Below are 21,703 nucleotides of genomic sequence, written 5' to 3'. Positions count from 1 at the left end.
TCATTTTCTGAAAAACCATGTGATTATTTGTTCTTTTTTCAGAAGTTCTGACGAGTTGAAACAAATATGCAAATTTTTGAGACAGGAAAGACCGTCTAAAAAGTGTAATTCAGTCAAATTTGTAGCCTGATTGGTGGAAACGGGTAACCAGCCTCACGCAAAATATGCACAAGTCTGGTAAAAACCACTTCCAGCTTAACTGAATCCTGCTGAAATATAAATACAATTAAAGAGTAAACGCAAATTATCAAAATTCATGAATGCACGCAAATTGACCAGAACGATTCAAAGAGTAGTCAAACAGGCAGCAGTGGCCGGATCTGTCGTTTTGGGGATCACCAGCAGTACTGGCGCCATCGCACAAACAACCGGGCAGCTGGCGCCCAGTTATCCACTGATTACACATACCCCATATTTTAGTATCTGGAGTAACAAGGATGTATTAACAGACGGTTCTACTGTACACTGGACAGGCAAAAGGCAATCCCTCATTGGTATTTTGAAGGTAGATGACAAATATTACCGTTTTATGGGCAAGGAAGTAAAAGCCTATACCACGATTGCGCCTGCAGGGGACCAAAGTGCAAATGTTCAGGTTTCTTATACTACAAAACAGCCGGCAGCGAACTGGCAGGAACCGGACGCATCCACCAGTGACTGGCAAACGGGGTTGCTGCCAATATCTGATGATCAAAAGACAGCACGTACCAACTGGAATACGGACGATATCTGGATCAGAAGGACTTTTGATTACAACGGAGCGGACATGCAAGGTTTAAAAATCAAACTGCGTCACGATGACAATATTGTTTTATACCTGAATGGTCATAAGATTTATCAAAAAGAAGGTTGGCAGGAACACTTCGAATACAGTGATTTTAATAATAAACTGACAAAATACCTGCAAAAAGGCACGAATGTACTGGCAGCCCACGTCAGAAATACGGCCGGAGGCCGCTATTTTGACATTGGCCTTTCCAGAGAGAGGCAATCTGATTATAATACAACCATAGACGTGGCTAAGCAAAAATCTGTAAAAATTGAAGCCATGCAGACCATTTATCAATTTGATTGTGGTGATGTTAATCTGGCGGTCACCTTTACTTCCCCTTTATTATTACAACACCTTGATATACTGACCCGTCCGATATCTTATATTACCTATAAAGTGAGCAGCAAAGATGGCAAAAAACACCAGGCCGAAGTATACCTGAGTGCCAGCTCTGATATTGCTGTCAATACCCCTGATCAGCCGGTTCAGGCAATGGGGCTTAAAAACGGTTCACTTGATTTGCTGAAAGTTGGCACCGTAGCACAACCTGTTCTTGGCAAAAAAGGCGATGATGTTCGTATTGACTGGGGGTATTTTTATGTTGGCGCTGCCGCCAATCATACAAAGCAATCACTTAGCAGTAGTGTAATGAAAGGCATCTCTGAATTTTTAAAAGGCGGTCCCTCTGCCAGTGCTTCTAATACAACGACTCTTAATGGCAAACAATTAAGCCTGAATACAACCGTAAATCTTGGGACGACCGATGCCAGTCATTTTGCAACCGGTCACATGCTACTCGGCTATGACGAAGGATATGCGATTCAATATTTCCATACCAATTTAAGACCCTGGTGGAACCGCGATGGCAAAGGCAATTTCCCTGATCTGATGCAAAAAGCTGCCGGTGATTATAGTGCCGTTATGGGACTTGTTCAAAAAGAAGATCAAAGGATTCGTCAGGAGCTACAGATCGCCGGCGGAGAAGATTATGCCAGATTAGCCATTTTGGCTTATCGTCAAAGTATCGCCGCCCACAATATTGTGGAAAGTCCTCAAAAAGAGTTGCTATTTCTTTCCAAGGAAAACTTTTCCAATGGTTCTATTAATACCGTTGATCTGACCTATCCTTCTGCGCCTTTATACTTAATGTACAACACGGAATTACTTAAAGGTATGATGCGGGGCATCTTCTACTACAGCGAAAGTGGCAAGTGGACCAAGCCTTATTCTGCCCATGATCTGGGGACTTATCCCATTGCCAATGGCCAGACTTATGGAGAGGATATGCCCGTCGAAGAAGCAGGTAATATGGTTATTCTGGCGGCAGCCATTGCCAAAGTAGATGGCAATGCCAACTTTGCAAAAAAGCATTGGAAAACAATCTCTATTTGGGCCGATTACCTGGCTAAAGCCGGATTTGATCCTGCTAATCAGTTGTGTACAGATGACTTCGCAGGTCACCTGGCAAGAAATGTCAATCTATCCGCTAAAGCCATTATGGCGCTGCGCAGCTATGGATACCTGGCTGAAGAGTTAGGCGAAAAAGCAACTGCCCAAAAATACATTGCACTGGCAAAAAGCATGGTCCCTAAATGGATGCAGTTGGCTGATGACGGGGATCACTATACGCTGAGCTTTGAAAACAAAGGCACCTGGAGTCAAAAATACAACCTGGTTTGGGATAAAGTACTGGATTTCAACATATTCCCACAAGAAGTTTATAAAAAAGAAATCAGTTATTACTTGAAGCGCCAAAACAGGTACGGTGTGCCATTGGATAGCAGAAAAAGCTACACAAAATCAGACTGGATCATGTGGTCGGCCACCATGTCAGCGGATAAACATACATTTGAGCAGTTTATGCGCCCGCTTATCCGTTACATTAGTGAGACACCCAGCAGGGTTCCACTCAGTGACTGGCATGACACAAAAGATGGCCGACAACAAAACTTTCAGGCCAGAAGTGTAGTAGGCGGCTATTACATGCAGGCATTTAATTACTGGTTACATCACAAAAAATAATTTTGGCTTCTAAACGAATGGCAACCCGGCATTTATGGCAAACACCTTAAGTTCCGGGCTTGCTATTTAAATGCAAACAGAAACTTAAGCCGGGAATGCTTTACAATTTTTAATTATTTTTGAATGCTTACTGAACGCAACTTAAGACATTCATCAAAATTGTACCAATAGAGGTAATTGTTACCTTCTGTTGAACAATTCAAAACCCAACTATTATGCCCATTAGCGTATTTACACCAAAATCAAGTTCAAGGCTATCTGCAATTAAGCGACCGGTATTGATGATGGCCACAAGGACTGCAGCGCTGGCTATGGCTTGTTCCATCATAAGCTATTCAGCTGCCGCTCAACACCACAAAAAACAGTTAGTTGACTACGTCAATACTTTGCAAGGCACGAATTCTTCCTTCAAATTAACGCACGGAAACACTTATCCCACAACGGCACTTCCCTTCGGGATGCATACCTGGACCCCTCAAACCGGGAAAAACGGAGACGGCTGGAAATATCAATATACTAAAAATACGATCCGCGGTTTCCAGCAGGCGCATCAATGCAGCTCCTGGACCAATGACTATGCGGTGTTTTCTTTTATGCCGGTTATTGATTCACTAGTGGTTAATGAAGACAGACGGGCCACCAAATTCAGTCACGATCATGAGGTGGCAAAGCCTAATTATTACAGCGTCACTTTTGATAATGGCATTCAAACAGAATTGTCACCCAGCACAAGAGGTGCACATTTAAGATTTAGTTTTCCAAAAGGTCACGCTGCTTACTTGATACTCGACGGTTATACAGGGCTTAGTGGTGTCAAAATTGATCCAGACGGCAAAACACTTACGGGATTTGTCAATAATGGCAGGGGATTCCAAAAAGGCTGGAAAAGCTACTTTATCGCTAAACTTGATCAGCCCATCTTAAGTTATGGCACCTGGGAAAATCACCATGACACCAAACAGGCCGGGCAAAAAAAAGCGACAGGCGAAGGGGTAGGGGCTTACCTGCAGTTCGCCCCCGGCACGACCGTTCAGATCAAGGTAGCTTCTTCTTATATCAGTGCTGAACAAGCAGCCCTGAACCTAAAAAGAGAATTAGGACCGGATAAAAACCTGGAAGCGACTAGGAAAAAAGCCGCCAGCGTCTGGAATAAACACCTGGGTATTATTACCATGGAAGGTGGCACCCAGGAGGATTTAAAGACTTTTTACAGTTGTTATTTCAGGGCCAGTTTGTTTTCCAGAAAATTTTATGAAATAGATGCCAGTGGAAGGCCCTATTATTTCAGTCCTTATGATGGTAAAATCCATTATGGCTATATTTTTACGGATACTGGCTTTTGGGATACTTTCAGGGCGCAGTTCCCACTGAATGCCTTGTTATATCCAAGGCAGGAAGGTCGTTATATGGTAGAATTACTGGAAGCACAAAAACAGTGCGGCTGGTTGCCATCCTGGTCTTTCCCCAATGAACAGGGCAGTATGCTGGGCAATCACGCGATTTCCCTTTTGGCAGACGCCTGGGCTAAAGGCATTCATAGTTTCGATCCCAAGCAGGCATTGGACGCCTATTATCACGAGGCCAACAATAAAGGCCCCTGGGGACCTGCCAATGGCCGCGATGGCTATAAATATTATAACAAATTAGGGTATGTTCCTTATCCAGAGGTCAGGGAAGCCACTGCTAAAACCCTGGAATATGCCTATGATGATTTTTGCGCCTATACACTGGCCAAGGCGACCGGCCAGACCAAATATGAAAAGATATTTGGCAGCAAAATCTTCAACTACAAAAATGTCTTCAATCCACTGACCGGATTTATGCAAGGGCGCAATGCAAAAGGCGAGTGGAGCAAAAACTTTGACCCGATAGAATGGGGAGGTCCTTTTACAGAGGGCAATGGCTGGCATTGGGTCTGGTCGGTGTTCCATGACATTAAAGGACTGATTCACCTCATTGGTGGTGATGAGGCCTTCACCGCTAAATTAGATTCTGTATTCACCGTAAAAAATGATGTAAAAGTCGGTACGTATGGTGGGATGATCCACGAGATGACAGAAATGGTGCAGGCCAATATGGGCCAATACGCGCACGGCAACCAACCTATACAGCATATGGCCTATTTATATGATTATGCAGGCCAGCCCTGGAAAACCCAACAACATGTAAGAGAGATCATGCGCCGCATGTATAACAGCACGGAGAACGGTTATCCAGGCGATGAGGATCAAGGTCAGACATCTTCCTGGTATGTGCTGAGTGCCATGGGTTTTTATAGCGTATGCCCGGGCACCAATGAGTATGTCATTGGCAGTCCCTTATTTCAAAAGACGACGCTTCATCTGGAAAATGGCAAAACCTTTCAGATCATCGCTAAAAACAATGATGCCCAGCATGTATATATTGAAAATGCGACGCTGAATGGCAAGCCTTTCACCAAAAACTATATTACCAATCAACAGATCATGAAGGGCGGTAAACTTGTTCTGGAAATGAGTACAACACCCAATAAAAAGCGCGCAACCAGTGAACAGGACAGGCCGTTTTCCGTATCCAATACAGCTATTGTACAATAAGGAATAAAACTTATATTCAACCATCCAACTCATTAAAGCGCAATATGCAGGCAAACAAAATGCAACGTTCCGTTCAATTTTCCCCATCCGGGCTGCTTTTCAAAGCAGCCCAGATGGGCGGGGCGTCTATCATTTGGTTGCTATGTTTTTTGATACCCAGGACAACCCGCGCACAAACGCTACCGCCACCATCTGCAGAAAATATCCCGAAGATAAAGGCATTAAATTTCAGGCACTACGAAGCGGAGGATGGTCTATCCAATAATACTGTTATTTGCAGCCTGCAGGACCAGAGCGGTTTTATGTGGTTTGGTACGCCAGATGCGCTGAACCGATTTGATGGGACAAATTTTAAGGTATTCCGTTATGATCCTAGTCTTGCTCATTCAATTGGCAGTGGAGGCATTACTTATTTATTCGAGGATGGTACCAGCAGATTATGGGTAGGCACCGGTAAAAGCGGCTTATATTTCTTTAACGCGGATATGGATAATTTTTGGGCCATCGATGCACTGAAGGATCAATACATAAGAGCAATAGCACAAGACCTGTCGGGTCGCCTATGGATATCCGCTGGTGGCCGGCTTTACACGCTGGATCTAATGGATTCAACGGGCGCGCCCAAGGATAAAGCTGCACTGACCAAGGCGCCGCTAAAATGGATTCAATACAAAGGGGCCGAAGTCACCTCGATCAGTCTGCAACCCGGTGGTAAGATCTGGCTTGGGACATTGGGGGGAGAATTATTATATGTCCCAAAAAATGAAAACCATCCGATTGCCAATCCTTCTAAGGAATTAACAGGCAGCTCAGTAGAAAGGATATTGCCGGTAGGGGCTGATAGTTTACTCTTAGGTACCTCCAAAAAGGGGCTGATTGCCTATAATACCACCTTGCATCAATTTAGCCCTTCGCTGCTTTATAACGAGAATGGTAGCACTGAAATCTATGTGCGGGATATATTACAGTTTAAACCAGGCAATTTTTGGGTGGCTACCGAGGAAGGATTATTTTGTTATCAAGTGGCAGATCCGGCAACGAAAAAAAAAGCCAGCCTGCAACAAGTAAGAAAAGTATATGGTGATCCCTATTCACTTTCAGATAATGCCCTTTACTCCATTAGTAAGGACAAGGAAGGCGGCGTATGGATTACCAGTTATTTTGGTGGAATTAATTACCTGGCAAACCGGTCCTTACAATTTGAGAAGTATTATCCCGGGCTGCGCCACCGATCTTTCGCGGGCAATGTTATCCGAGAAATCACTAAAGACCGTTATGGTCATTTTTGGATTGGAACCGAAGATGCGGGGCTTAATCAAGCAGATTTCAAACACCATAAGTTCCGCCATATTGTTCCCGGTCCCAAAGGTCAGGCCGCCCATACCAATATCCATGGCATATTGGCCGATCAAGACCTGCTTTATATCGGCACTTTTGAACATGGCATTGATGTAATGAATGTCAAAACGGGTGCCTATACCGGGCATTATACCACTGCCGATGGAAGCGGCTTATTCAGTAATTTCATCAATTTAATTTACAAAACCTCTTTGGATAGTATTATGGTCTGTACTTCCAAAGGCTTGTATTATTTTAATTCCCAAAAAAGGCAATTCAGCCTGGTAAGGCAACTGCCTTTCGAAGAATTCTATTCTGCTTTAACTGAAGACAAAGCAGGCAGAATTTGGGTGGGTACCCATACGCATGGATTATACTTTTTAGAAAACGGCACCTGGAAAAGACTTAAAATTACCAGAGCAGGCAAAGATTTATTACTGTCAACGAGAATTCTCTACTTAAAAGGGGATAATCTGGGGCGCCTGTGGATCTGCACAGAAGACGGATTATTTGTGGTATCCGAAATGAAAAAAGTAAGAATATTTGATCGTCATCATGGATTTCCGTCCAATACAGTTTATGCGACTTTAATGGACAGCCTGGATAATATCTGGGCCAGCACCTCCAATGGCCTGGTCAAAATCTCACCTAACGGTTCCGAGATTAGCGTATTTAATAAAGCAGATGGTCTACTGAATAATCAATTCAACTACCAGTCTGCCTACAAGGATACGGATGGTTATTTTTATTTCGGCAGTCTGAAAGGATTGATCAGGTTCAATCCCTATACACAGCAGGAAAGTAATTTTATTCCGCCTTTATATCTGACGGATTTCCATATATTCAACCAGGAAGTGATGGTGGACTCTATGCACTCTCCACTTAAAAGATCCATTATCAAAACAAATAAAATAGAGCTAACGCATAAACAGTCTACTTTTAGTTTTGATTTTGCAGCCCTCAGTTATAATTCGCCTTCCAATCTGCAATACGCCTATAAAATTGATGGCCTGGAAAATAGTTGGACTTCCCTAAAAGACGCACAAAGTCTTTATTTCACCAATCTGCCCGCCGGTTCCTATAAATTATCCATCCGCTCCACCAATAGTTCTGGCAAATGGATGGATAATCAAAAAGTCATTGATATTACCATATTACCGCCCTGGTGGAAATCGCACCTGGCCCTGGCCGGATATGGAATTATTTTGCTGATAATGGTTCTTATGGGTATATCCTATAATAACCAAAGACACCGCACGCAAAACCAACGCAAAATGACGCTTTATTCCCTTAGAAAAGAGAAGGAACTGTACCAGTCTAAGGTGGATTTCTTTACACATATTGCCCATGAGATCCGTACACCGCTCACCTTAATCAAGGGCCCTATGGAGCAAATATTAAAGGAAAAAGATCATTTGCCGCACCTGGAAGGCTATATCGACCTGATGCAAAGAAATACCAACCGACTGCTCGCACTGACAAAAGATTTACTGGATTTCAGGAAAATAGAATCCTCAATGATGACCCTGCAACTCAAAGACAAAGAAATGGGCAGCTGGCTGGAAGATTTTATTAAACCCTATCAGGACGCCGCCATCCAAAAAGAAATTCACTTTTTGTATTTACCACCGATGGGACCGGTTCATGCCAAAGTGGACGAAGCGGCCGTCGCTAAAATGCTCAATAACCTTTTGGACAATGCACTCAAATACGGAGAACATGTCATCATGCTCAGTATTGATTTGACAAATGCAGCGGACCATTTTATTATCCGCATTAAAAATGATGGCCATTTAGTTCCCGAGGACATGCAACAAAAGATTTTTGAACCATTTTTCAGATGGAATCGCAAAAGGCAGATACAGGGATCTGGCATCGGCCTGTTTGTTTCCAAATCACTTGCTGAGCTGCACGCAGGATCACTGAGCTTTTCTATTCAGGAAAATAAATACAACACTTTTTCACTGTTATTACCCGTCCAGGTCATGCAATAATGCTTTAAGCCACTCTTTGTAAATCCATTATCATGTCGTATATTTATTAGTCCATCAAAGACGCTTCTATCATGTCAGTATTAACCTTAGATCAAGATAAACCGGCCATCTTAGTTGTGGACGACCAAGAAGATATTCTCTTATTTTTAAGTAGCTTATTACAAAATAAATACAGGGTATATACCGCATTTGATGGTAAGGAAGCCTGCGCAATTTTGGAATCCAAAGGCATTCATCTGGTAATTAGCGATGTAATGATGCCAGAAATGGATGGTTTTGAGCTTTGTGACTGGATAAAATCACACGAAGAGTTATCACATATTCCGCTTATCCTGTTGACGGCAAAAGACACCCTGCAGTCTAAAATAGAAGGTTTAAAAATCGGTGCAGATGCCTATATAGAAAAACCTTTTTCTGCCGAACATCTGGAGGTTCAGGTTAGTAATTTATTAAAACCAGAAGCCAGCTGCAATCCTTTTATACCAAATCGCCCTTGGCGCATTTAAGTCTGGATACGCAGGCAAAAGCCAGTGAACCTTTTTTGGAAGAAATTAAAGAAGTAATATACCAACACCTGGATAACCCGGACTTAGACGTTGTATTTCTGGCTAATATGATGCATGTCAGCAGACCTACCTTATACAGAAAGATCAAAACACTGTTTAATCTTTCCCCCAATGAAATGATTCATTTTATCCGATTAAATAAAGCGGCCGAGTTGATTGCTGAAGACCGCTACCGATTAAGTGAGATTGCAGAACAAGTTGGTTATCATTCCCTCGGTCAGTTTGGCAGGAATTTTTCCAAACAATTTAATATGACACCCTCTGAATTTTTAGAGAAAATCCGTCGTGCCAGATAGTCTTCTCTCCATTACTGCTACACTGTACCCGCCCACTCAGATTGAATCAAAAGCGCAAATCTTTGACCCAATTTAAAGACTTGTTAGTTTAATAATCTATCATATTTGCTTAGGCTCTAAAAACAGATACCAAACGAATCAAGACTTGTTTGAGAGCCCTTCTGATGATCCATTTGTGTGACATAGCGGATAATTGGACTGTGCGCATCGAATCAGCCACAACAATAGCATCAGCAAAGAACCTCTTGACTTAGCATAAATTATTTGGGTTTAGGTGTAGTGAAAAACTTCTCCGGTGCCTCGTTTTACTTACCATTTAACGGGGCAGGAGGGGTTTAATTTCAAAAATTAAAATATGAAAAAACTAATTTTACTTCTTACCGGAACTTTTTTATGGATTGCTGTTATAAATGCACAAACCAAAAGCAATAGTTGGCTCATCGATTTTGGTCCTGCCGGCAATACGAATAATTGCAAACCTACTGAAAGTCCTGACGCTAACGGTTTATACTGGAATAACTTTACCGGTAATAATAGTGGGTCTCAACTTCAATTAATCGATACAAAAGGGGGAAATAGTAATCTGGGCGTTCAAACCCTTCAGTCTTTCGTGGTAAACGGCGGCGATCTAATGGGGCCAACTTCCACCAGTAAGCTGGGGGATCTTTCCGTCGGGACCGCCACCATGGACTTTTTCTTTGCCCAAAACAACAAACCCAGTTTAAAAATAACCGGCCTGGATCCGCATCTTGGTTATAAATTCTATCTCTACGGTAGCCGGCTCAGTGATGAAACGCGTATCACCACTTATACGCTTACCGGTGGCAATAGCGCCTCAGGCGATTTACAAACATCAGGCAAGGATCTGGAAGGCGCCGGGCTGAATGGCAATATCAGTAAGGTATACAGTTCACCCATGTTGTTTGCTGATCAAAATGGCGAGATCCTCTTAGAAATCAACAATAAAACCAGCGCTTTTGGTTATCTTAATGCACTAAAACTGGAAGCCTACACAGATGCCAAAATCGATATTAAATCCATTGAGCTCTCGGGGCCGCTATTACCACCCTTGGCGGGACCTCGCAAATAACTGCTAAGATTACCCCATCTGACGCCTCCGTAACTTCTCTTAACTGGACGGTTGACGATCCAACCGTTGCCACCACCGATCAAAACGGGCTTTTAAAAGCCAAAGCAGATGGCGTGGTCACTGTTACGGCTACCAGCATGGACGATCCCACGGTGAAAGGAACACTGCAAGTTCAGATTTCTGGTCAGACAAAAGCCAGCAATGAAATCCTGATAGATTTTGGTCCCGCCGGTAATACGAATAATTGTAAACCCACTGCCAGTCCTGACGAAAAGGGCAATTACTGGACCAATATTACGGATAATAAATCCGGTGCCAAGGCCAGCCTGACAGATATACATGGTCAGGCCACGGGTATTACCTTTACCAACCTCGGGGAATTTGGCGCAAACCCTGATGCCTTAATGGGGCCACTAAGCGTTTCTGATCAATTAGAAGAACTTGGTGTCGGCACCGCAACAATGGATTTTTTCTATGTAGAAAATAAAACAACTTCCTTTCAGATTGGTGGCCTGGATCCGGATAAAGGCTACCGGTTCACCCTGTTTGGCAGCAGAGTCACGACAGAAACCAGGGTGACCGGTTATAGTTTCCATGGCATCCAGACGACTACCGGCACTTTGCAGACTTCGGGTACTGATCTGGGCGGGGCCGGGAATCACACCAATATCAGTAGTACTTATATATCACCCATTCTCTATCCAGATCAAAATGGACAGATTATTTTGGATGTCAAAAATAACGCCAGTGCTTATGGCTATCTCAATGACTTGAAACTGGAAGTATTTGACAATACGAAAGTAGCAGTCGATCATATTGAATTAACCGGCAATCCAATAACAGAGGCCGGCGGATCTACTGAGATTACTGCCAAAATCTTTCCAGAAAATGCGACGATAAAAGCAGTATCCTGGGCGGTGGATAACCCTGAAATCGCTGTTATTGATTCTACAGGTCTGTTAAAAGCATTGGGCAATGGTACTGTCCAGGTCACGGCAACCAGCAAAGCTAACCCAGCGATTACGGCCTCTATTACCATTAAAATCTCCGGCCAAATCGAAGTCAAACAGTCCGTGCTGGTTGATTTTGGCCCAGAAGGCAATACCCAGAACTGTAAGCCAACGGCAAGTCCTGACCAGTTAGGTCATTATTGGAATAATTTCACGGGCAATAACCAGGGCAACGCAATTTCACTGATCGATGGGCAAAATCAGACAACTGGACTCACCCTTACAACCACAAAAACTTTTAGCGTAAATGCGGGTGACCTGATGGCGCCCACCTCAGCCTCCGCCCTTTTAGGACCGCTTAATATAGGTACGGCCACCATGGATTTCTTTTTTGTGGAAAACAATACGGGCACCCTGGAAATTACTGGATTAAAACCGCTGATGGGTTATCGTCTGCACCTTTTTGGTAGCAGAATCCAGGAAGAAATACGCAAAACGGAGTTTACGATAACCGGACTTTCCATCTTTAAGGACACCTTACAGACCTCTGGCAAGGACCTGGAAGGAGCGGGGCAGCATGGCAATATCAGTCAGGTTAGTACGACTCCTATAATATTTTCGGATTCTACCGGCAAACTCCAAATTACCTTAAAAAATGTTGCCAGTACGTATGGATACCTGAATGCCCTGCAGTTAGAAAGTATCCAGGTGCCGATTATTGACCCTGTCAGTATTGCCATCATTGGAGCAGACATCAGCACTCCGGGAGGAAGTGAAGATTTACAGGCAACCATCCAACCTGACAATGCGACGATTCAATCGGTCTATTGGTCTGTAGACGATCCCACCATCGCAAAAATAGACGCAGCAGGTCACCTTAGGGCTATTAAAAACGGGACGGTTACCGTTACCGCCAGATCGAAGCAATACGGATCTGAGGTGGCAGCCCACAAAAAAATTACCATCAGTAACCAGTTTCAACAGCTGTATGTAACGGGTTCTGCGTTGGCCGACAACAAGGACAGCACTGATTTTAATACGCTGCGCCTGATTAAAAAAGCAGATGGCACAAATAGTGGTATTTTTGAAATTTTCACGCGTCTGAACGCTACCGGTTCTTTTTATTTCCAGACAGAAAATACGTCAAGTGGCACTCATTATGGCATGGGCGCAACGGATAACACCGTTGTTAAAGACGGGGCTGCCTTTGCCAGTTCAAAAGCTGCCATTGTCCGCATTCTGGTGAATATGGCAGAGGGCACTGTCAGTATTTTGCCCATTGATCAGTTAAATGTGCAAGGAGCAGCAGGCGCTGTGCCCTTAAAGTATACCTCCCAGGGTATCTGGTCAGCTAACGTATCCATGGATCAGGTTATTACAGATGGTGATAAAAATTTCAATTTTCAAATCGGGCAGACGGATGGCTTGAGCATTTACCGGATACCTGGAACAACTGATCAGATCGTCACCTCCAAGGAGGCTGCCTCACTGGGATATGCAACGGAGAAGATCCCGGCGGATATGAATACCTATAGCCTGACGGTGGATCTGAACAACCAACGCTATACCATGGCTTGTGCCAGCCTGGATCCTTTAAAAATCACGATTATGGGCTCTTCGGTCGCTTTTGGATATGGCGCTACGGACAATCATGGCTATAACTACCTATTCGGGCAGTTGCTGGAAAAGCGCGCTCAAGGGGAAGGGAGCAAACACTGGAATCTTATTAATCATGCCATCAGTGGCAACAATACCATTAATGTACTTGACAGATGGAACCGGGATCTGGCACTTGGATGTGGTAAATATGTGATAATAGGCCTCTCACTAGGTAATGAGGGCATTCATGAAAGTCAGGACAAGGAAGCGACTTATAATCAGTTTAAAGAAAATTTGCTAAAAATGATGGCTATGGCCAGGGCAGAAAATATGATCCCGGTCATAAATAACAATTATACGCGTTCTGATTATACACCCGAAGATTACGACTATATTAAAAAAATGGACTTATTTATCCATGAACTAGATGCGCCAAGTGTCAACCTTTTGGGTGCCATTGACGATGGGCAGGGCCATTGGGTACAAGGCTACCGCTTTGACGACCTGCATCCCAATGACGCTGGTCACGCGGAAATGCTCTACACCATTGTCCCTTCACTATTCGATGCGCTGGATGAGGGTAAGCCGCTTCCTGTAAGAGAAAATTCAGTGGGGACTAACTTAAATAATACAGACTCCGTATTTCAGATTCATTTCAGGCCAGAATACATTGTACATCCCTTTACCATTAGTTTTAGTGTAAAAACCAAAGGCAGTGGATTATTAGCCTCTTTTCGCCAGCTAAATAATCTAGGTACCCTGGCGGTGGATTCCTTAAGCGGTGTCCTTAAATATAGCGGTCCCAAAGGGCAGACCATAAAATCCACAACAGCCATAAATGATGACAATTGGCACCAGATTACACTCACACATTTTTATGCCCGGGGTGTCACCATTTTATATATTGATGGCATAATGGCGGGGCAGGCTGATGAACAGCTCTTACCATCAGACTTCTATCTAGGTGATGTCAAAGCAGCAGATGCAATTAGTTTTAAAGAGCTGTTTTTCTATAGAGCCGGTATGAGCCCGGAAGCGATCGGGGCCATGCAAGCGGGCAAAATGCTAAAATCCAGCCTGGAAATTTATGCACCACTAAGTGATGGCAGTCTGGATAATCTAGCCCAAAGCACCAATACGCTGGAATGGTTAAAAACAGCCAAACCACATCCTACCTTTCCCACCGACCCAACGGACCCGACGCAGGTCGATCCTTCTCAAGGTCCTGTTATCTTGTATCCCAATCCAGTCAAAGACAAGCTGCAATTTAGCGGGCTGAAGGCCGGCGCCGGCTATCAGCTAAAAATCTATACCATTAGCGGCAAATTAGCTCTGGCGTCCACGCTAGCCAAAGGAGCATCTGTTTCCCTAGCCAAACTACCCAGTGGCAAGTACTTTATTGTATTAGTGGAGGACAATACAAAGCATAAACAAAAATTCAGCATAATTAAACGTTAGCCGGTTACATTAAGGGCTTATTGCCGGCAGTACATTTGCCTAACACAAAAGCAGCATGTGTTTATAAACCTAAACATGTGCTGTTTTTATGTAAAAAAACAGGCGGGAGCAGCCATTATTAACAAACAATCGTTATCTTTATAGCAGATTTATAAAAAACACGAAAATCTATGGATAAATCCTTTCAAAACGCTGAAAAGGCAATATATGATATTCAGGATGGGGATACCATCATGCTGGGTGGATTTGGACTTTGTGGTATTCCGGAAAATGCAATCAACTATTTGGTGAAATCAGGGGTAAAAAACCTCACCTGTATCTCCAATAATGCAGGCGTGGACGATTTTGGCCTCGGACTGCTGCTGCAGTCCAGGCAGGTAAAAAAAATGATGAGTAGTTATGTGGGAGAAAATGCTGAATTTGAAAGACAGTTGCTTTCTGGTGAGTTGGAGGTGGATTTGGTTCCGCAAGGCACACTTGTAACACGTATACAGATGGCTGCGATGGGTATCCCTGCTTTTTTCACCAGGGCCGGGATCGGTACAGAAGTAGCACAAGGCAAAGAAATCAGGCATTTTGACGGAAAAGATTATCTGATGGAATATGCATTACACGCCAAATTCGCTTTTGTAAAAGCCTGGAAAGGAGACAAAATGGGTAATCTGATCTTTAAAAAAACCACCCGCAATTATTCGATGGCCATGGCCAAGGCGGCAGACATCACTATTGCGGAAGTTGAGCATTTGGTAGAGCCCGGAGAGCTGGATCCGGACCAAATCCATGTAGCAGGTATTTATGTACACCGGATTTTCCAGGGTGCACAATACGTGAAACGCATTGAAAAAGTGACGACCAGCGACTAGGTAGATAATGTTTTTATTGAAGACAGTGTGCCTGCAGGCTGCTTTCTTCAATAAAAAAGGATTCAAATATTCTTTAAAGACAATTAATATTTACAATATTTAAAAATACAAATGGCTTTAACTAAACAACAAATTGCCATGCGCATAGCCCGTGAATTAAGGGATGGCATGTATGTCAATCTGGGCATAGGCATACCGACACTTGTGGCCAATTACATACCGCAGGACATGACCATTGTTTTGCAAAGTGAAAATGGCATGCTCGGCATCGGGCCCTATCCCACAAAAGAGCAGGTAGATGCGGATCTGATCAATGCCGGTAAGGAAACGGTCACGATCATTCCCGGAGGAGCATTTTTCGATAGTGCAGAAAGCTTTGGAATGATCCGGGCCGGAAAGATTGACCTTACCGTATTGGGCGCTATGGAAGTCAGCGAAAACGGCGATATCGCCAATTGGAAAATACCCGGTAAAATGGTTAAAGGCATGGGCGGTGCCATGGATCTGGTTGCAGGTTGTGACAACATCATAGTGGCCATGCAGCATACCAACCGGTCGGGAGAAAGCAAGCTCTTACCTGCCTGCACCTTACCACTGACAGGCATTCAATGTGTCAGAAGAATCGTATCTGATCTGGCCGTTATTGATATTACGAAGGAAGGGTTTTTACTTGTAGAAAGAGCCCCTGGAGTGTCTGTAGAGGAGATTCAATCAAAAACAGCCGGCAAATTAAAGCTGGCCAGTGACAATATTTTGGAAATGCAATTTTAAAAATACTCGGTAAGCCGCAACCACAGGTGTAATAACGTTAATAACTAACAATGGAGGCCTTCTTTTTCAAGGAGACCTCCATTTTGTTTTAGCTATTTTATAAGATTAAGCACCACAATAAAAACAAGTAGTCCTTACCAATCCTCGCCATTAGCTGGCGGTGCACCATTTTTCTTTTGCAATTTTTTTCTGGTTTCTTTTTCCTGGCTGCGCAAGGCCTGCAGTAATTTATCTGCCTGTTGCTTGGTCATTTTCTGAGGCTGATTTTGCTGTTGATCCTTTTTTTGCTGCTCTTTTTGCTGATCTTGTTTTTTTTGTTGATCCTGTTTGTTTTTTTGATCCTGCTTTTTATTTTGATCTTTAGGTTTATTTTTTTGTTGTTGCTTCTTTAACTCATTGAGCGCCTTTTGGAGGTTCTCTCTGGCATTACTGTCATCAGGCGTCTTTAGTAGCGTCTTTTTAAAAGCATCTACAGCCTCCTGATATTTTTTATTCTTAGCAAGCGTAACCCCTTTATCATAATTTAGGCGCGCTTCCATAGCGGCATTATTTTTATTGGCTTTTAATGCCTGATCAAAATTTTTGACGGAAGCGTCCGCTGCTTTAAGTTTACTTTGAGCGATGGCCAGATTAATGCGGGCAATATTATTTGCCGGATTAAGTTTTAAGGCCTCTTCGTATTTGGAGACGGCCGTTTTCAGATCTCCGGCCTTATAGGCTTTATTACCAAAATAGACATCCTTGTCCCCCTTCTTTTGTGCAAAAGCAGTCATGCAGGTAAACAGGCATCCTATCAGGAGTATCTTTTTCAAATTCTACTGGGTTTTCTTTCCGTAATAAATAAATCAACAATTAGCAACAGTAAACCCGCAGCGATAAACAAAGGAAAATATTGGTAAAAATTACGATTCCCCACCTTGCCTTCCACAATGATTTTCTTTTCCATTTTATCTATCCGACCAGTGATCTGGCCAATGGCCGCCTGATCATTATTTAATAGCACATAACTACCGCCGGTTTTAGCCGCTATTTCTTTTAGTTCCTTTTCGTTTAACTTGGAGATGACAATATTTCCATCCTTGTCCTTTTTATCCTGGCCTGTGGCCGGATCAAAAATGGGCGCCCCTTTTGGCGTACCGATGCCTACAGTAAATACAGTAATGCCACTTTGATAGAGTTTGTTAATCGCCGCATCAGTGCCCTGGTCATGGGTTTCTCCGTCCGTCATCAGGATAACAGCCTTGTGCTTTTTATCCGGAGATTGCAAGGCCGCTTCAGCTGTTAATAGGGCCTGCGCTACCGCCGTCCCCTGAATAGGGACCATATCTGTATTAATATTAGGTAAAAACATATTCACCGCGCCAATATCACTGGTCAGCGGCATCTGTAATATAGCCTGTCCGGCAAAAACCTCTAACCCGACGCGGTTACTGCCTAAATTAGCCGTCAGCGACCGAATGAGTTGTTTAGCCCGGTCTAGCCTGGTGGGCTTAATATCCTGGCTTAGCATACTTTTGCTGACATCCAGGGCTATAATAATATCTATACCGGCAGATTTTTCGCTCCCTTTATCGGAAGGGTAGCGCAGACCAGCTGCCGCTACGATGCCAAGCCCTAAGGCAATAAAGACCAGATAGAACTTCAGCTTAAACTTACGGGCATCATAATACCTAAGCAGCCGGGCAACGAGTTTTTTATCGCCCAACGATTTTGCCACTGTTTTTTTCCATTTAAGCAGTGCATAAAATAGAAAAATAAGTGGAATGAGCCCCAGTAACCACCACAAATAAGAAGGATGTGCGAATGATAACATAGATTTTTTGCCTTGCTGCCTGCAATCTATTTTAAAAAAACTACAGAAAAAAAAGGGTTAATGGATTTTAACTTTTGCTTCGCCTATTTTTTACCTTCAAAAAAGCCGTAATGTTTTAAAACGGCCTTGGCTGTCTTCAATAAAGAGCCCGTTTCTGGGCGGCCGCTTATGGGTTGGCCGTGGATGACAAAAAAGTAAACATGCTTATTTTCTTCAATCCAGCCAGTGATCCAGCCCGTGTATTGTCCATTGGGTAGTCTGTCCCAGGAGGATTTATAGGCAAGTGTGTATAAAGTATTTTCCTCGCGCGTCATTAATTTTCGTACAATCTGCTGCACACGCTTTTGGAAGGGCAACTGTACAAAATATAATTTAGCGATAAATCCTAACTGCTCATCCGGGGTAATTTTAAGGGAATCACCCAGCCAGACAGCCTCTGTATCACTTTGCAAATTGGCCTTGCCATAATGAAGCGAGTCCAACCAGTATTGCAAGGTATCTTTGCCTATTCTGGCAGTGACAGCTGCCAGGGCACTGTCATTATGCTGCAAAAAAGCATCTCCCAGACTAATCGAATCCCCCCCATATACAACAGGGCTTTTTTCATCTAAATAACGGCCGGTTTCAATCCCCAGCAGGGTAGCCAGTACCTGAAAGCTACTACCCGGCGCATAAGCAGAATCTCTATAGGCCTTTAGGTTATATACAGTGAACTGCTCATGAACATTATCTAATAGTGCAAAAGTACCTTGCAGGTTATTTTGCTTAAAAAAGGATTCAGGGGCGCTATCCTTGGCAACATTATTTAAAGTACAGCCAGCGAAAAAACCACTAAGCAATACAGCTGTGATCAGTAAGGAACCAAAAAACTTCATATTTAAATTTTCGCAAAAGTAACCAACTTTCCGCTAAAAACTGGTTTCTAAAGCCTAAATCGACTCCAAATCGGCGCCATAGCTGATTCGTTGGCATCTTACTGTACCTGGTAAGTCCTGCCCGCTACCGCTTTAAAGGCGAAAATGCCATTTTGATCAGCAACCTTATTAATGGGTTGGTCATTTTGAGCGTAGATCCGCTTACCAGCTGGCAATAATACCCGGCAAGTACCTGTACGCAGGGCCGTAATCTCGGCATTAAATAGCCTATGCTCCTGCCAAACCATATCCACGACAAAACCACCTCTGGCAGCCAGACCCTTTATGTGACCAGCCGCCCAGTCAGCACCGGAAGGCAGTGCGGGTAAAAACCGGATCACATCGCCTTTGCCATGGCTTTGTAGCAGCATTTCTGCAATGCCTGCAACCGCCCCAAAATTACCATCAATCTGAAAAGGAGGGTGCGCATCAAATAAATTAGGATAGGTTCCGGCGCCCCCTTTCATTTTAAGATCCAAATTGGACACTGGCGTCAACAAACCTTTTAAGAGTTTAAAAGCGTGCTCTCCATCGCCCAACCTGGCCCAGAAGCTTATTTTCCAGGCCCTGGACCAGCCGGTTCCGCCATCTCCTCTGAGTTCCAGTGTCTTTTTTGCTGCCTTTGCCAGATCAGGCGTATCCCAAGGGGTTATTTCATCATAAGGAAAGAGCCCGAATAATTGCGAAGTATGGCGGTGATGCGGATCCGTGGACGGCCAGTCGTCCAGCCACTCCTGGACACCTCCATCGGTTGGGCTGATCTGATCTGGCGCCAATTGGGTAATGATCCCTTGAAGGCTATCTGCAAAAGCCTGATCACGTCTTAGTATTTGCGCTGCCTGGATGGTAGCAGAGAAAATATCTCTGCATATTTGCATATCCATCGTAGGCCCCATACAGGTTTGTCCTACAAATCCATCAGGCATCTTATAGGCATTCTCAGGAGAATTTGAAGGAGCGGTGACCAGCCAGCCATGTTTAGGTTCCCTTATTAAAATAAAGGTCAAAAACCGGGCTGCTCCTTTTAAAACGCTATAATATTGCCTTAAAAAGGCTGTATCCCTGGTAAAGCGGTAGTGCTCCCAAATATGATCACAAAGCCAGGCGCCGCCTGTCAGTGTAGAGCCCCAATCTGCCCCTTCTCCAGGTGAGGTAAAAAACCAGGGGTTGGTGGCCACATGAGCCACCCAACCTTTTGCCCGATAATAATTCCAGGCCGTCTTTTGTCCATTAGGTACTAAATGACGAGTAAACCGAAACAAAGGATCTGCCAGCGCCGGTAGATTGGTGGTTTCTGCCAGCCAATAGTTCATTTGCAAATTGATATTTAAATGATAATCCGCATTCCAGGGCGCCTGATACTCAACTGCCCAAAGTCCCTGCAGATTGGCAGGCAATAAACCCGGTCTGGAAGAGCTGATAAGTAAATATCGTCCAAAATTAAAATAGAGCACGGGAAGTGTTGGATCACTGCTGCCTTTATAATAGCGGATCAATCTTCTTTCTGTGGTCATCCTTTTTATGCTATCTGCTTCATTGCCAGTGGGCAGATAGAGCCTGCAGCGGTCAAAATACAGCTGATAATCCTTAGAGCTGGCCTTTGCAGCGGCTTCAAAAGCCAGCTTTGGCCGCCGATCTATCCCTACGGACGCTTTTAACGCTGATCTGGTCAGTGTTTCGATATTTTTATCTGGCTTGCAGATGCCGGAAGAAGGATCGTAATCAGTTCGTGTATCTACCCGAATAATACAGGCACTGGCCCCTTTAACCAAAATACTGCTATCTGTTTTTAATAACGCTCCGTTACCATTTTCAAGTCTGATATCAGCAGTATTGAAAAAACGCATGCCTGGTTTATCCCCATTGGGCAATCTGCCTTTCATAACAATCTGATGCTGGGTTATTTTTACGGACTGTACATGTTCTTTTCTTTGTAGCATTACGGATAGAGACAGCCCTTGGGGATTGCTTGTACTGATACTGATCCAGGTCAAATCATTAATTCTATCCGTAAAAACGACCTCTTTAATTAAAAATCCATCCTTTTTGTAGCTAACAGTAGCAGTTGCGTGGCTGATATCCAGCTTTCGTTTATAATCTGTTACGGGGCCCTTCTTATCTTTAAAAGCAATCAGTAAATCGCCTGCCGTCTGATAGGAGCCATAGGGATCATTAGCGCCATTGCCAAAGCCAGTTCCTTTGCCTGCTGCGGTAAAATGCTTTTGCAAAAGCGCCTGAGCTTTTTTATTTTCTCCCTTCAGTAAATAATCTTGTATCGGCTTAAGATACAGATGGGCATCTTTGCGGTCCCCATCCTCAGGCCCGCCAGACCAAAGCGTAATCTCGTTCAAAGCAATGCGTTCCGTATCGGTACGGCCAAATACCATGGCGCCCAGGCGGCCATTACCCAATGGAATGGACTGTGTAAAGGCCTTGGCTGGCTGATCAAAAACAACCTCAACATCGGGCGAATCTGCCGGATTGTTTTGTGCACAAAGTACATTTGGCAGGAAGGATCCGATCAATAACTGCATGAACCCGAGTAAATAGAAGGTTCTCAATCGCCTGGAAAAAAATTGAATGAACATTAGATATTTTTTTTAGCTTTAAGCCGCGCTTTAATGCGTAAATGTACAATTTGAGGCAGGATTATTTCACCAATATCCTGTCAATAACTAATA

13 protein-coding genes and 1 pseudogene are annotated in these 21,703 nt (G+C 43.7%); 10 read left to right on the top strand and 4 right to left on the bottom strand.

Features of this window, described 5'->3' with window-relative positions:
* The first annotated feature begins 256 nt into the window (after positions 1-256).
* From FSB73_RS16790 to FSB73_RS16755, 10 genes and pseudogenes are all read left to right on the top strand, one after another.
* The gene (locus FSB73_RS16790; RefSeq protein WP_146784781.1) at positions 257-2,794 is read left to right on the top strand and encodes a glutaminase family protein; all 2,538 of its coding nucleotides are present in this window, start codon (positions 257-259) and stop codon (positions 2,792-2,794) included.
* Between the two features lie 215 nt (positions 2,795-3,009).
* Positions 3,010-5,370 carry a GH92 family glycosyl hydrolase gene (locus FSB73_RS16785; RefSeq protein WP_225974099.1) on the top strand — a complete coding sequence of 787 codons (2,361 nt, stop codon included), beginning with the start codon at positions 3,010-3,012 and terminating at the stop codon, positions 5,368-5,370.
* Positions 5,371-5,414: 44 nt separating this feature from the next.
* Positions 5,415-8,702 carry a ligand-binding sensor domain-containing protein gene (locus FSB73_RS16780; RefSeq protein ID WP_146784778.1) on the top strand — a complete coding sequence of 1,096 codons (3,288 nt, stop codon included), beginning with the start codon at positions 5,415-5,417 and terminating at the stop codon, positions 8,700-8,702.
* A 71-nt stretch (positions 8,703-8,773) separates the two neighbouring features.
* The gene (locus tag FSB73_RS25335; RefSeq protein WP_225974098.1) at positions 8,774-9,208 is read left to right on the top strand and encodes a response regulator; all 435 of its coding nucleotides are present in this window, start codon (positions 8,774-8,776) and stop codon (positions 9,206-9,208) included.
* Positions 9,196-9,564 carry a helix-turn-helix domain-containing protein gene (locus FSB73_RS25330; protein ID WP_225974097.1) on the top strand — a complete coding sequence of 123 codons (369 nt, stop codon included), beginning with the start codon at positions 9,196-9,198 and terminating at the stop codon, positions 9,562-9,564. Before FSB73_RS25335 ends, FSB73_RS25330 begins: the two co-directional genes overlap by 13 nt.
* A gap of 355 nt (positions 9,565-9,919) precedes the next feature.
* Positions 9,920-10,654: a hypothetical protein gene (locus FSB73_RS16770; protein WP_146784775.1), complete on the top strand. Its 735-nt coding sequence runs from the start codon at positions 9,920-9,922 to the stop codon at positions 10,652-10,654.
* Positions 10,624-10,752 (top strand): annotated as a pseudogene (locus FSB73_RS27710) (Ig-like domain-containing protein); the annotation flags it as partial. The gene FSB73_RS16770 and the pseudogene FSB73_RS27710, both read left to right, overlap by 31 nt.
* 15 nt (positions 10,753-10,767) lie before the next feature.
* A complete protein-coding gene (locus FSB73_RS16765) occupies positions 10,768-14,661 on the top strand; it encodes an Ig-like domain-containing protein (protein WP_146784772.1) in 3,894 nt (1,297 codons plus the stop codon).
* Between the two features lie 170 nt (positions 14,662-14,831).
* Complete coding sequence (locus tag FSB73_RS16760) at positions 14,832-15,524, top strand: CoA transferase subunit A (protein WP_146784769.1); 693 nt, start codon at positions 14,832-14,834, stop codon at positions 15,522-15,524.
* 111 nt (positions 15,525-15,635) lie between these two features.
* Entirely contained in the window at positions 15,636-16,295 is a 660-nt protein-coding gene (locus FSB73_RS16755; protein ID WP_146784766.1) for a CoA transferase subunit B, read from the top strand.
* Between the two features lie 134 nt (positions 16,296-16,429).
* Here FSB73_RS16755 and FSB73_RS16750 read toward each other — a convergent pair whose 3' ends face one another.
* From FSB73_RS16750 to FSB73_RS16735, 4 genes are all read right to left on the bottom strand, one after another.
* Entirely contained in the window at positions 16,430-17,107 is a 678-nt protein-coding gene (locus tag FSB73_RS16750) for a tetratricopeptide repeat protein (protein WP_146784763.1), read from the bottom strand.
* Complete coding sequence (locus FSB73_RS16745; RefSeq protein ID WP_146784761.1) at positions 17,104-18,108, bottom strand: vWA domain-containing protein; 1,005 nt, start codon at positions 18,106-18,108, stop codon at positions 17,104-17,106. The genes FSB73_RS16750 and FSB73_RS16745 overlap by 4 nt, the downstream gene beginning before the upstream one ends.
* Positions 18,109-18,191: 83 nt before the next feature.
* The gene (locus FSB73_RS16740) at positions 18,192-18,983 is read right to left on the bottom strand and encodes a penicillin-binding transpeptidase domain-containing protein (protein WP_146784758.1); all 792 of its coding nucleotides are present in this window, start codon (positions 18,981-18,983) and stop codon (positions 18,192-18,194) included.
* A 98-nt stretch (positions 18,984-19,081) separates the two neighbouring features.
* A complete protein-coding gene (locus FSB73_RS16735) occupies positions 19,082-21,610 on the bottom strand; it encodes a glycoside hydrolase family 95 protein (RefSeq protein WP_225974096.1) in 2,529 nt (842 codons plus the stop codon).
* Positions 21,611-21,703: the final 93 nt, after the last annotated feature.

The sequence above is a fragment of the Arachidicoccus ginsenosidivorans genome (assembly GCF_007971385.1).
GTDB lineage: Bacteria > Bacteroidota > Bacteroidia > Chitinophagales > Chitinophagaceae > Arachidicoccus > Arachidicoccus ginsenosidivorans.
Note: the sequence above shows the minus strand (reverse complement) of the source record. Positions and strands in the feature narration are given on the sequence as shown.

Coding starts and splice junctions, on each gene's coding strand:
- FSB73_RS16785 (WP_225974099.1), top strand. CDS start 3,010: ATGCCCATTAGCGTATTTACACCAAAATCAAGTTCAAGGCTATCTGCA.
- FSB73_RS25335 (WP_225974098.1), top strand. CDS start 8,774: ATGTCAGTATTAACCTTAGATCAAGATAAACCGGCCATCTTAGTTGTG.
- FSB73_RS16755 (WP_146784766.1), top strand. CDS start 15,636: ATGGCTTTAACTAAACAACAAATTGCCATGCGCATAGCCCGTGAATTA.
- FSB73_RS16790 (WP_146784781.1), top strand. CDS start 257: ATGAATGCACGCAAATTGACCAGAACGATTCAAAGAGTAGTCAAACAG.
- FSB73_RS16735 (WP_225974096.1), bottom strand. CDS start 21,610: ATGTTCATTCAATTTTTTTCCAGGCGATTGAGAACCTTCTATTTACTC.
- FSB73_RS16740 (WP_146784758.1), bottom strand. CDS start 18,983: ATGAAGTTTTTTGGTTCCTTACTGATCACAGCTGTATTGCTTAGTGGT.
- FSB73_RS16745 (WP_146784761.1), bottom strand. CDS start 18,108: ATGTTATCATTCGCACATCCTTCTTATTTGTGGTGGTTACTGGGGCTC.
- FSB73_RS16780 (WP_146784778.1), top strand. CDS start 5,415: ATGCAGGCAAACAAAATGCAACGTTCCGTTCAATTTTCCCCATCCGGG.
- FSB73_RS16770 (WP_146784775.1), top strand. CDS start 9,920: ATGAAAAAACTAATTTTACTTCTTACCGGAACTTTTTTATGGATTGCT.
- FSB73_RS16760 (WP_146784769.1), top strand. CDS start 14,832: ATGGATAAATCCTTTCAAAACGCTGAAAAGGCAATATATGATATTCAG.